This window comes from Stenotrophomonas sp. STEN038 (assembly GCF_056759895.1).
On the sequence record NZ_JBRRDW010000052.1, the window covers coordinates 1 to 12,658 of the forward strand.

Annotated in this window: 11 protein-coding genes; 2 read left to right on the forward strand and 9 right to left on the reverse strand. The window is 63.7% G+C overall.

The window, feature by feature from the left end; genetic code table 11:
* Positions 1-212 precede the first annotated feature (212 nt).
* Positions 213-2,378, reverse strand: coding sequence for a S46 family peptidase (locus ACVOLS_RS17545; RefSeq protein ID WP_481546691.1), 2,166 nt, complete (start codon positions 2,376-2,378; stop codon positions 213-215).
* A 135-nt stretch (positions 2,379-2,513) separates the two neighbouring features.
* Here ACVOLS_RS17545 and tdh point away from each other — a divergent pair, with 135 nt between their 5' ends.
* Positions 2,514-3,548, forward strand: coding sequence for an L-threonine 3-dehydrogenase (gene tdh, locus ACVOLS_RS17550; RefSeq protein WP_282273214.1), 1,035 nt, complete (start codon positions 2,514-2,516; stop codon positions 3,546-3,548).
* Positions 3,549-3,680: 132 nt separating this feature from the next.
* Here tdh and ACVOLS_RS17555 read toward each other — a convergent pair whose 3' ends face one another.
* The 6 genes from ACVOLS_RS17555 to ACVOLS_RS17580 all read right to left on the reverse strand — a co-directional run bounded on the left by ACVOLS_RS17555 (position 3,681) and on the right by ACVOLS_RS17580 (position 9,852).
* Positions 3,681-4,430, reverse strand: coding sequence for a TorF family putative porin (locus tag ACVOLS_RS17555; protein ID WP_481546692.1), 750 nt, complete (start codon positions 4,428-4,430; stop codon positions 3,681-3,683).
* Positions 4,431-4,539: 109 nt separating this feature from the next.
* Positions 4,540-5,583, reverse strand: coding sequence for a sulfate/molybdate ABC transporter ATP-binding protein (locus ACVOLS_RS17560; protein WP_481546693.1), 1,044 nt, complete (start codon positions 5,581-5,583; stop codon positions 4,540-4,542).
* Between the two features lie 7 nt (positions 5,584-5,590).
* A complete protein-coding gene (gene cysW, locus ACVOLS_RS17565; protein ID WP_481546694.1) occupies positions 5,591-6,532 on the reverse strand; it encodes a sulfate ABC transporter permease subunit CysW in 942 nt (313 codons plus the stop codon).
* Positions 6,529-7,368, reverse strand: a complete 840-nt coding sequence (cysT, locus tag ACVOLS_RS17570) for a sulfate ABC transporter permease subunit CysT (RefSeq protein ID WP_481546713.1) — start codon at positions 7,366-7,368, stop codon at positions 6,529-6,531. The genes cysW and cysT overlap by 4 nt, the downstream gene beginning before the upstream one ends.
* Before the next feature lie 21 nt (positions 7,369-7,389).
* Complete coding sequence (locus ACVOLS_RS17575) at positions 7,390-8,412, reverse strand: sulfate ABC transporter substrate-binding protein (protein WP_481546695.1); 1,023 nt, start codon at positions 8,410-8,412, stop codon at positions 7,390-7,392.
* A 12-nt stretch (positions 8,413-8,424) separates the two neighbouring features.
* Positions 8,425-9,852 carry an OprO/OprP family phosphate-selective porin gene (locus ACVOLS_RS17580; RefSeq protein ID WP_481546696.1) on the reverse strand — a complete coding sequence of 476 codons (1,428 nt, stop codon included), beginning with the start codon at positions 9,850-9,852 and terminating at the stop codon, positions 8,425-8,427.
* Between the two features lie 161 nt (positions 9,853-10,013).
* On the opposite strand from ACVOLS_RS17580, the gene kbl reads away from it, so the two are divergent.
* Positions 10,014-11,228, forward strand: a complete 1,215-nt coding sequence (kbl, locus tag ACVOLS_RS17585; protein WP_481546697.1) for a glycine C-acetyltransferase — start codon at positions 10,014-10,016, stop codon at positions 11,226-11,228.
* A gap of 183 nt (positions 11,229-11,411) precedes the next feature.
* Here kbl and ACVOLS_RS17590 read toward each other — a convergent pair whose 3' ends face one another.
* Together ACVOLS_RS17590 and ACVOLS_RS17595 are read right to left on the reverse strand one after the other, a co-directional pair.
* Complete coding sequence (locus tag ACVOLS_RS17590; RefSeq protein ID WP_481546698.1) at positions 11,412-11,675, reverse strand: hypothetical protein; 264 nt, start codon at positions 11,673-11,675, stop codon at positions 11,412-11,414.
* 116 nt (positions 11,676-11,791) lie between these two features.
* Entirely contained in the window at positions 11,792-12,652 is an 861-nt protein-coding gene (locus ACVOLS_RS17595) for a pseudouridine synthase (protein ID WP_481546699.1), read from the reverse strand.
* Positions 12,653-12,658 lie beyond the last annotated feature (6 nt).

Sequence of the window (12,658 nt, forward strand, 5' to 3'; positions counted from 1 at the left end):
GCCGAGCATGGCTCGGCACTACAGTTGGGCTTTACGGGGAAAGCCTCTGCCGAGCATGGCTCGGCACTACAGTCGCCAGGCATCGGCTGCATCAGCCCGCCCAAAGCTCACCCCTCCCCAGCCCTCCCCTTCGCTACGCGGAAGGGAGGGGGCAAAACAAAAGCCCGGACGGTTTCCCGTCCGGGCTTTTACTTGAACCACGCAACTCAAGATTACTTCGAGGCGGCGTCCATTTCCTTCAGCAGCTGCGGTGCCGGCGCCACTTCCTGCATGATCCAGCGCATATAGCGCTCGTCGACCGAGATCATGCGGGTCATCACCGGGTCGAACACCCAGTTGCTGGCGACCGATTCCCAGATGCCGTCAAACGCCAGACCAACCAGGCGACCGTGTGCGTCCAGCACCGGCGAGCCGGAGTTGCCGCCGGTGATGTCCAGGTCGGAGAGGAAGTTCACCGGCACGCTGCCGATACGCTTGTCCTCGAAGCCGCCGTAACGCTTGGCCTTGACCGCATCGATCAGCGCCTGCGGCGAATCGAACGGGTCCTTGCCGGTTTCCTTGGCAACGATGCCTTCCAGGTCGGTGAAGGCTTCCTGCACCTTGCCGTCCAGACCGGTGTAACCCTTCACGTTGCCGAAGGTGATGCGCAGCGACAGGTTGGCATCCGGGTAGACGAACTCGCCCTTGGTCTTCTTGTAGTCGGCAATGGCCTGCAGGAACAGCGGACGTGCCACCAGTTCCTCGCCCATGCGCAGCTTGCGCTGGTGCTCCAGCTCCAGCAGTGCCGGCATCACTGCCACCGCGTACTGGATGGCCGGGTCGTTGCTGGCCTCGAACGCGGCCTTGTCGGCACCGAACCACTTCAGGCGCTCGTCCAGGCTGCCCAGCTTGGAGCCGTCCAGACGCGCCACCGTTGCGTCGACCGCCTTGGCATCAACGCCGCCAATCCACTTGTCGAACGCCGACAGGTGCTGACCAGCCGGCAGCTGCACGTACTGCTGCAACCAGTACTGCTGGAACTGACGGTCCATGGCCGGCACATAGCGACGGTCCATCTGCTTCAGGCCGCCTTCGATGGTCGGCAGATCGCGTTCCTGGTAACCCTCTTCACGCTGTGCGTCCGGCTTGGCCTTCTCGATCGCCAGGCGGTACAGGCGCACGGCAGTGCCCAGGGTGCCGGTGCGATTGAGCATCGCCAGATTCAGGTCACGCGCCTGGTTCATGCGCGACTGCTGGCCCAGCGTCTGCAGCTGTGCAAACGCATCCAGCGCCGGCTTGCCGGCAGCGCCCTGGCCACGCAGCCATTCCAGCACCGCGGTTTCCGCAGCCTGCTTCTGGCCGAGCACGTTGTTGCGCTTGAAGCCGTCCAGCTGGCCGTCGTAGTTCTTGCTGGTGTTGTTCCAGCTGGCCATGTTGGACGCGTACTTCACCGCGATGTCCTGGTTGTCCTTGCTGGCCGCTTCGACCATCGCGATCTGGTCCTTGTAGGCCTTGGCGATCGACGGGTAGGTCCAGGTGGCGGTGTTCTCGAATTCACTGACCAGCGCATAGCGGTCGGTGCGGCCCGGGTAACCGGCCACCATCACGAAATCACCCTCGCCCAGCGGCTGGTTGGCCAGCTTCAGCCAATGCTTGGGCTGGTACGGCACATTGTCGGCGGCGAAGGCGGCCGGCTTGCCGTCCTTGCCGACGTAGGCGCGGTAGAACGAGAAATCGCCGGTGTGGCGCGGCCACATCCAGTTGTCGACGTCACCGCCGAACTTGCCGACGCTGCCCGGGGGCGCATAGGCCAGGCGCACGTCCTTGATTTCCATGTTCTTGAACAGGCGGTAGGTGTTGCCGCCGGAGAAGCTATAGAGGGTGCAGCTGTAGGCGTCATCGGTTTCGCAGGCGGCGATGGCCTGCTTCTCGAAGGCTTCCAGCGCCTGGGTACGCTTGAGCGGGTCGTTGCCGGCGCCAGCGATGGCGGCCTTGGCCTGTGCGGTGACATCGGTGATGTCGTCCAGCACGTAGATGCGGGCGTTCGGACCGGCGCTCAGTTCGTCCTTCAGGGTCGGCGCGTTGAAGCCGTCCTTGATCAGGTTCTTCTCGGCGGTGGAGTTCAGCTGGATCGAACCGTAGGCGCAATGATGGTTGGTCACCACCAGGCCCTGCGGCGAAACGAAGCTGGCGGTGCAGCCACCCAGCGCAACCACCGCGCCCATCGGGTCGCCGGTGAGGTTGGCCAGTTGCTGCGGGTCCAGCTTCAGGCCAGCCTGCTTCAGCGGGCCGGCAATTTCGGGCAACTGCTGCGGTACCCACATGCCTTCGGCGGCGTGCGCGGTCTGCGCCAGGCCCAGGCCAGCAACGATGGAAAACGCAAGGAAATTCACGCGCATTACGCACATCCGAAAGTTTGGAAGGGCCGATTGTAGCCGTTGTAACCGTCCGTCTCCCCTGCCATCGGTCAGTACCGGGCGGTTACGGCTGAAAGCTTATAATCGCCCTCTTTCCTCACACTGCGGTCTCCTGCAATGGCACAGACGATGAAGGCGCTGGTGAAGCGCGAAGCGACCAAGGGCATCTGGATGGAAGAGGTGCCGGTGCCTACGCCGGGCCCGAACCAGGTACTGATCAAGCTGGAAAAGACCGCCATCTGTGGCACCGACCTGCACATCTACCTGTGGGACGAGTGGAGCCAGCGCACCATCAAGCCGGGCCTGACCATCGGCCACGAGTTTGTCGGCCGCATCGCCGAGATCGGCCCGGGCGTGACCGGCTATGAAGTCGGCCAGCGCGTCTCGGCCGAAGGCCACATCGTCTGCGGCCATTGCCGAAACTGCCGCGGCGGCCGCCAGCACCTGTGCCCGAACACCGTCGGTATCGGCGTCAACGTCAACGGCGCCTTCGCCGAATACATGGTGATGCCGGCCACCAACCTGTGGCCGATCCCGGACCAGATCCCGTCCGAGCTTGCCGCGTTCTTCGATCCCTACGGCAATGCCGCGCATTGCGCGCTGGAGTTCGACGTGATCGGCGAAGACGTGCTGATCACCGGTGCCGGCCCGATCGGCATCATCGCAGCAGGCATCTGCAAGCACATCGGTGCGCGCAATGTGGTGGTCACCGACGTCAATGATTTCCGCCTGAAGCTGGCTGCCGACATGGGCGCCACGCGCGTGGTCAACGTCGCCAACCAGTCGCTGAAGGACGTGATGGCCGAGCTGCACATGGAAGGCTTCGACGTGGGCCTGGAAATGAGCGGCAACCCGCGCGCCTTCAACGACATGCTCGACTGCATGTACCACGGCGGCAAGATCGCCATGCTCGGCATCATGCCCAAGGGCGCCGGTTGCGACTGGGACAAGATCATCTTCAAGGGCCTGACCGTGCAGGGCATCTACGGCCGCAAGATGTACGAGACCTGGTACAAGATGACCCAGCTGGTGCTGGGCGGCTTCCCGCTGGGCAAGGTGATGACCCACCAGCTGCCGGTGGACCGTTTCCAGGAAGGTTTCGACCTGATGGAACAGGGCAAGGCCGGCAAGGTTGTGTTGAGCTGGAATTGAGCTCAGGCGGAATCGGTAGTGCCGACCCATGGTCGGCATTGGCGTCACCGGTAATGCCCGTTGCCGACCATGGGTCGGCACTACGGAAAAAGGCGCCTTTCGGCGCCTTTTTCTTTTTGCATCACGCGTGGATCAGGGCACGTCGACCGAGACGCTGAACACCACGCCCGGCTTGTAGGTGTCCGAACCGCGGCGCAGGTCGGCGGCATCCGAACCGAAGGTGTCGTAATACCCCAGGGTTGCGGTGGCCGGGCCGAAACCCTTGGACACCGACACCGAACCATCGAAGTAATCCGAACGACGCGGCCATTCGTTGCTATCGGCCTTGATCGTGGTGTAACCGGCCGATGCACCGACCGAGAAACCGTGGCCGATCTCGTAGCTGGCATCCAGACCGGCGTAGATCTGCTCGGCGCCGCTGTTGCTGTAATCGTCGGCGTAGCCCAGCAGGCCGCTGACGACCACCGGGCCGGTCCAGGTGACCTTGGCCAGGTATTCGTTGTAATCGATGTCACCGTAGCCGCTGGAGGCGCTGGTGTAGGTGTAGCGGTTGACCCCCAGGTCCAGGTTCCAGCTGTCGGACAGGTCCTTGCTCCAGCCGATGTTGTAATCGACTTCGAAGTTCGGGCCGCCTTCGCCGAAATCGACGTTCGAGCCCCACACGCCCACGTACAGGCCGAACGGTGCGGTGTAGTTGGCACCGGCCTGGAACGCCGGCTCATTGTCGGTCTGCGACACACCACGGAACACGTAGTCGGTGGTCACGCCAAAGCTGGCGCTGAACGGAGAGGTGGACTCCTCACTCTCCTGGGCACTGACGGCAAACGGAACGGACAACAGGGCGGCGCAGGCCACGGCGACAAGACGCTTGCTGTGCATCATGCGAATCTCCAGGGTGTGGGGGGCCGCTGCCCTCATGGCAGCGGTTCACAAATTTTTAACCACATTGATATTGCGATGCAACACCCATGTGCCCCGGATTCGTCCCAAATCAATGTTCGGCCAAAGGAAATACCCCGTAACGGCGGGCTCCCAGCCGGACTGACTGGCCTGCCGCATACGCGGGCGCATCAGCCGGCAACTCCACTTCCAGCTCGGTAGTTGCGCCAGCAAGGCGCGCGCGCAGGCGCTGGCGCGGGCCACTGCGCTGTACCAGCCCAACCGTGGCCTGCCAGTGGCCATCGGCCTCGACCAGCAGATCCTCCGGCCGCACGAACACCTCAAGCGCCTCACCTTCCGGCACCGCGCTGGTGCGTGGCCACTGTGCCCCGGCAACTTCCAGCGTCTGCCCGTGCGCGCGTGCCGGCAGCCGGTTGGCCTCACCGACAAAGCCATAGACGAACGGCGACGCCGGCTGGTCGTAGACCTCGCCCGGTGTACCCACCTGTTCGATGCGGCCACGGTTGAGGATGGCGACACGGTCGGCCAGCTCCAGGGCTTCTTCCTGATCGTGGGTGACGAATACCGTGGTCAGCCCAGTGCGATCGTGCAGTTCGCGCAGCCAACGGCGCAGGTCGCGACGCACCTGTGCATCCAGCGCGCCGAACGGTTCATCCAGCAGCAGTACGCGCGGCTCGATCGCCAGCGCGCGGGCCAGCGCCACGCGCTGCCGTTGGCCACCGGACAGCTGCGCCGGATAGCGCGCGCCCAGCCCATCGAGCTGCACCAGCGCCAGCAGCTCATCGACCTTGGCGTCGATGCGTGCCTTCGGCCAACGCTCGGCACCACGCCGCACTTCCAGCCCGAAGGCGATATTGCGGCGCACGTCCAGATGCTTGAACAAGGCGTAATGCTGGAAGACGAAACCGGCGCGGCGTGCCTGCACACTCAAACCGGTGGCATCTTCGCCATCGAACAGAATCTCTCCACGCTCAGGATGCTCCAGTCCGGCCAGCGCACGCAGCAAGGTGGTCTTGCCCGAGCCCGATGGCCCCAGCAAGGCCAGCAACTCACCACTGCGGATATCCAGGCTCACGCCGTCCAATGCGGGGAACGTGCCGTACTGCTTGCCCAGGTTGTGTATGCGGATGTTCATTGCGACCTCAATGACGATGGGCGGCGGCCAGCGATTGACCGTGGCGCCACTCCAGGAATGATTTCACCACCAGCGTCAGCAAGGCGGTGGCGGCCAGCAGCGAGGCGCAGGCAAACGCGGCGCTGTAGGCGTATTCGTTGTAGAGAATCTCCACATGCAACGGCAGCGTGTTGGTACGCCCGCGGATATGCCCGGACACCACCGACACCGCTCCGAACTCGCCCATTGCCCGCGCGCTGCACAACAACACGCCGTACAGCAGGCCCCAACGGATGTTCGGCAAAGTCACCTTCCAGAACATCTGCCAGGCATTGGCACCCAGCGTCAGCGCGGCCAGTTCCTCATCACTGCCCTGCTGCTCCATCAGCGGCATCAGCTCACGCGCGATGAAGGGGAAGGTGACGAACACCGTGGCCAGCACGATGCCGGGGATCGCAAACACGATACGCGGCAGCTGCAACAGGGTTTCACCGAGTACCGGCAGGTGCAGGCGTAGCCCGTCCTCGATCATCGGCCAGAACCAACCATCGCGGCCGAACAACAGGATGAAGACCAGGCCCGCAACCACCGGCGATACCGAGAACGGCAGGTCGATCAAGGTGACCAGCCAACGCTTGCCCGGGAAGTTGTGCTTGCTAACCACCCACGCCGCCGCCACACCGAAGATCAGGTTCAAAGGCACAACTATCGCCGTCACCAACAAGGTCAGGCGTATCGCTGACAGCGCGTCAGGGTCACTGATCGCATTCCAGAACGCCAGCACGCCGCCACGCAGTGCTTCGACAAATACCAACACCAGCGGCAGCAACAGGAACGACAGCAGAAAACCCAAGGCGCCCAGGATCAGCAGTATCTGCACCCAGCGCGGTTCGCTGGTCACCTGCTGCGGTTTGGCCACACGTGCACTACGTTCGATAGCCACCGGCAACTCCGACACCAACTCGTTCATCGCGCCCCCCTGCCTTGCAGACGCGCCTGCAGCGTGTTGACCAGCAACAACACCACGAACGACAGCAGCAGCATCGCGCCAGCAATCGCGGTGGCGCCGGCGTAGTCGAACTCCTCCAGTCGAATGGTGATCAGCAACGGCGCGATCTCGGTGACGCTGGGCATGTTGCCGGCGATGAAGATCACCGAACCGTACTCACCCACGCCACGCGCGAAGGCCAGCGCAAAGCCGGTCAACATGGCCGGCCACAGGCTCGGCAGCACTACCCGCACGATGGTCTGGAAGCGCGTTGCCCCGAGTGTGGCCGAGGCCTCCTCGTACTCGCGCTCGGCTTCGGCCAACACCGGCTGCACGATGCGCACCACGAACGGCAGGCCGACAAACACCAGCGCCACCACGATGCCGAGCGGCGTGTAAGCCACCTTGATGCCCAGCGGCTCCAGCCATTGCCCTATCCAGCCCTGGCCACCATACAGCGCGGTCAAGGCGATGCCGGCCACGGCGGTGGGCAAGGCAAACGGCAGATCGATCATCGCGTCGAACAGGCGGCGGCCGGGGAAGTTGTAGCGCACGAATACCCATGCCACCCACGTACCCATCAGCGTATTGAACGCCGCCGCTGCGAACGCGGTGCCGAAGCTCAAGCGCAGCGCGGCCAGCACGCGCGGCTCGGTCCATATCTGCCAGATGCCGCCCAGGCCCAACCCTGCCGCTTTCAGGAACACGCCCAGCAGCGGGATCAGGACGATCAGCCCCAACCAGAACAAGGTAATGCCCATACCAAGACCAAAGCCGGGGAGTACCCGGCGTTGGCTTCGCACACGTGTTTGCAGTATTTGTGCTGTTGCTGACACGGTCTACTTGCTCGCTTGGATCTGATCGAAGACGCCGCCATCGGCGAAGTGCTCAGCCTGCGCCCTGCCCCACGAGCCGAAAGCGCTGCGGATCGTGACCAACTGCACCTGCGGGAAGCGTGCAACATCGGCCGGTGCCGCGTACTGCGGTGAGCGCGGGCGGTAGTAATGACGCGCGGCGATGCGCTGGCCTTCCGGCGAGTACAGGTATTGCAGATAGGCCTGGGCGACATCGCGGGTGCCATGACGGTCGACGTTGCGATCCAGCAGCGCTACCGATGGCTCGGCCAGGATCGACAGCTTGGGTACCACGATCTCGAACTTGTCCGGGCCCAGTTCTTCCTGGGCGAGGAAAGCCTCGTTCTCCCAGGCCAGCAGCACATCACCAATACCGCGCTGGACAAAGGTAGTCGTGGCGCCGCGTGCACCGGTATCAAGCACCGGCACATTGCGGAACAGCGCACGCATGTAGTTCAGGATCTTGTCGCGGTCACCCTTGAAGATGTGATCGCCGTAGGCCCAAGCCGCCAGATAGTTCCAACGTGCGCCGCCGGATGTCTTGGGATTCGGGGTCACCACCGATACACCGCTGCGCAGCAGGTCCGGCCAATCGCGGATGCCCTTGGGATTGCCCTTGCGCACCAGGAACACGATCGTCGAGGTGTAGGGCGCGCTGTTCTCAGGCAGGCGGGTCTCCCAGTTGGCCGGCAGCAGCTTGGCCTTGTCGGCGATCGCATCCACGTCATAAGCCAGGGCCAGGGTGACCACGTCGGCTTCGATGCCATCGATCACAGTGCGCGCCTGCTTGCCGGAGCCGCCGTGCGAGGTTTCGATGGTGACGTTGTCACCCTTGGTTTCCTTCCAGTGCTTGGCGAAGGCGGCGTTGAAATCGCGGTACAGCTCGCGGGTCGGGTCATAGGAGACATTGAGCAGTTGCACATCACGCGCAAACGCGGCGCCGGCACTCAAGGTCAGGGCGAACGCCAGTGCTGCGGTAGCAAGGCGTGAAACATAGGAATGTGTCATCAGGGCTCTCCGTCAGAAGGAAACTTGCAGGCGCGAGAAAACAGCTTTTTCATCAGGCAACTTCGCGCCAGCGGAAGCCGCATCAAAACTGCTGTGCAGATAGTTGGTCGCCAGCTTGAGGTTGGCGGTCAGGTACCAGTTGGCACCCACCGTCCACGAGCGAACCTGTGAAGCCGACACGGTCGGATCGGCATAGAACGGGAAGGCGGCATCGTCGATCTGCAGTTCGCCGTAGCGCGCAGTCAGTTCCACCGCGCCGTGCCCACCGTTTGCGCCAAATGGGCGCGAAGGCGTGACGCCGCGATAGCTCGCATCCTCACCGGTCAGCACATAGCTGGCAGTGGCCTGCCAAGCGCGATTGTCCAGACGCTTGCGGATGCCGTTGCGCGCAACTTCCTGTTCCGAAGCGATGTACTCGGCCTGCAAACCCAGTCCATTGCGGTAGAACCAGCCCTGCGGTGACCAGCGGCGGTGTTCGCCATCAGCCACCACGGCGCTGCGGTAAGCAAAGAACGTGGCCTGACCTGGCGTGCGATAGCGCGGCAGATAGTTGTTGCCGCTGCCATGCTTTTCGCCCGTGCTTGCGCCAAGGCCGAAGCCCAGACCAGCCCATGCGCTGTCGCTGCCCTTGAGTGGCTCGAAGAACACGCGCCCTGCATATTCGAAATCGTCATCCGGATTGCTGGTAACTGCATCACGCCCATCAACGGTGCCGTTGAACACGCCCAGCGCATAGCTGAACTTGCCCTTGGCCACTTCGCCCTGCAGCTGCACGCCGAGGTCGCGGTTCGGTGCCAATTCGCTGGCCAGCGCGCGCTCGACATCGACCAGCGCAGACGATGATTGCAGACGCTCCAGACCAACCGGCGAGGTGAACTTGCCGACCCGCACCGTATACGCAGGATCGAAGCGCAGATCGGCATAGGCATCAACGATGCTGGCGCTGTCACCGGCAAACTCAGGCGTGAAGCGGTAGGCGACCAGCTTGCCCAGCGAGCCTTCCAGGGTGGGCCGTGCGGTGCGCAGCAGGAAAGTGTCGTTCTGGTTGGCATCGCCGCCCAGGAAGACGCGGGCATCGCCCTGCAGCAGACCGCGCAGCTTCAACTCGTAGTTGCCGTCGCCGGATTTGAACGAAGCGCCCTTCTGGTCGATGGCGATCTTCGGCGCAGCCTTGGCGGCGGCAACGCGTTCTTCTTCCCCGAGCTCAAGGCGACGCTCAAGGATGCGCAGGCGCTGGTCCAGATCGGCCAGGCCTACGCCTTCGGTTGCACCATCGCTGACCCCGGCCAAACGCTCCAATCGCTGCAGGCGCTCCTGCAACTGCTCGACGGTGAGTTGCTGCGCGTGCACCGATGACCCCGCCCCACACGCCGCCAGGGCCAGGCTTAGGGACAACAGCTTCCTGGTCGGCAGGGTGAATGGGGGGCGTATGGCGGTCATCGGCGTCTCCTGTTGGGTGGGTGTGATGACGATGCTGCGGGCGCACACCGGCCAGCGAGAAATGACTTAGGTCGCCGCGCTTATAGCCTTTGTGCATGACGACAACGCCGGGACACGGGGAAGGCTAAAATTGGCGCTCCACTTGACCGCAAGACCCTGCCATGACCGAAACCGCGAACATCTCCCCGCTGACCCGGCACTACGCCGAGGAACTGGACGCCATCCGCGCGCAGGGGCTGTTCAAGTCCGAACGCATCATCACCAGCCCGCAGTCGGCCGAGATCACCCTCGACGACGGCCGCACGGTGCTGAATTTCTGTGCCAACAACTACCTGGGCCTAGCCGACCACCCGGAACTGATCCAGGCCGCCAAGGACGCCCTGGACAGCCATGGCTTCGGCATGGCTTCGGTGCGCTTCATCTGCGGCACCCAGGACCTGCACAAGCAGCTGGAAAAGCAGATTGCCGAGTTCTTCGGCAAGGACGACACCATCCTTTACGCCGCCTGCTTCGATGCCAATGGCGGCCTGTTCGAGCCGCTGCTGGGCGAGAACGACGCGATCATTTCCGACGCACTGAACCACGCCTCCATCATCGATGGCGTGCGCCTGTGCAAGGCCAAGCGCTTCCGCTACGCCAACTGCGACATGGCCGATCTGGAAGCACAGCTGCAGGCCGCTGATGCCGCTGGCTGCAAGACCAAGCTGATCACAACCGACGGCGTGTTCTCGATGGACGGCTTCATCGCTCCGCTCGATGAGATCACCGCGCTGGCCAAGAAGTACGGCGCACTGGTGCACATCGACGAATGCCATGCCACCGGCTTCCTCGGTGCCACTGGCCGCGGCTCGGCCGAAGTGAAGGGCGCGCTCGACAAGATCGACATCATCACCGGCACCCTCGGCAAGGCCATGGGCGGCGCGTTGGGCGGTTTCACCTGCGCCAGCGCCGAGGTCATCGAACTGCTGCGCCAGCGCTCGCGTCCCTACCTGTTCTCCAACTCGTTGCCGCCGCATGTGGTTGCTGCCGGCATCAAGGCGTTCGAGATGTTGGCTGCCGCCGATGACCTGCGTGAAACGCTGCGCGAGAACACCGCCTACTTCCGCGAAAAGATGACCGCCGCCGGTTTCGACGTGAAGCCGGGCGTGCATCCGATCAGCCCGGTGATGCTGTACGACGCACCGCTGGCGCAGAAGTTCGCCCAGCGCCTGCTGGAAGAAGGCATCTATGCGATCGGCTTCTTCTTCCCGGTGGTGCCGAAGGGGCAGGCTCGCATCCGCACCCAGATCAGTGCCGCGCACAGCCGCGCGCACCTGGACCGCGCAATCGACGCCTTCACCCGGATTGGCTTGGAGCTGGGCGTGATCAAGGGCTGAGTGTTGCCCTTGGATTGAAATGAAAACAGGCGCCGAAAGGCGCCTGTTTTTTTCGTCCCGTAGTGCCGAGCCACGCTCGGCAGTGGCCTCACCGATTTACCCTGTAGTGCCGAGCCATGCTCGGCAGACGCCTTACCAGTGAAGCCGCTTGCCGAGCATGGCTCGGCACTACACGTGCTGCTCTTAGTTCTTCTTGGCCGGTGCAGCTGCTGCCGCCGGCACGGCAGCACCCTTGGCGACGCGGATGCCATTGGCCTTCATCCAGGCATCGAACTGATCGGCGCTCATCTTCTGCTCGCCCTGCTGCATCATGAAACGGTAATTGCCCAGCGAATCCTTCTCGGCCAGCGGTGCTTCCACCCGCACTTCGATCGGCTTGTCGTCGTTCTTCGCGGTCTTCTTTGCCGAGGAAGCACAACCGGCCAGCACCGCTACCGAAGCCGTCATGAGAACAATGCCAGAGACACGGGAAAGAGCTTGCATGGCAATAACCTCAAGTAATTAGAGCCCCAGTCTAATCCACCATCTTAGCTAGTACAGCTATTTGCCTGAATTTATTGAAATTAGTCACTCGCGCTGACATGCGCGGTTTTGCTGGCAGCCTGCAGCGCATTCAGCTCCGTCTGGCTCAACTCCCGCCATTGGCCCTTGCCCAGCTCACCCAACCGCACCGGCCCTATCGCCACCCGCATCAAGCGCAGCACGTCCAGCCCCAGGGCCTTGAGCAGGCGCCGGATGTGGCGATTGCGGCCTTCGTCCAGCACCACCTCCAACCACGCAGTACGTTCGCCATGCCGCAGCAGCTGCACCGAATGCGCCGCCAAGCGTTCGCCCTCGTCGTCGATGCCTGCGTGCATACGCTCCAACAGCGCCGTATCGGGCACAGCATCCACCTGTACCCGGTAGGTTTTCAATGGGCCGGTGCTTGGCTCGGTAAGACGTGCCGCCCACTCCGGATCATTGCTGAAGAACAGCAGGCCTTCGCTGGCCTTGTCCAGGCGCCCTACCGGCGCCATCCACGGCAGGCCAGCACCGTCAAAACACTGGTAGACGGTGTCGCGGCCCTGCTCGTCCTGCACCGTGGTGACCAGGCCACGCGGCTTGTTCAAGGCCAGGTAGAGACGCCGCGGCGCTGCCAGCGGCAAACCGTCCAGCAACACCTGTTGGCGGCCGGCAACCACTGGAAACTCCGGGTCACGCACCACCTTGCCATCCACACTGACCCGGCCATCAAGCACCCGGCGAGCAGCTTCGGTACGCGAGCACACGCCGGCCTTGGACAGCACCCGCGCCAGACCATGCCGAACCCCGGCGGGGGCAGGCCTGTTGGTGCGCGCAGCGTTGCCGGGCGCAGGCGAAAGCAAACGCCCGCCGGGCGGTGCGCGGCGGGCGTGCGGGGGATACGGAGGCTTGGACGGCGACATCGGGGC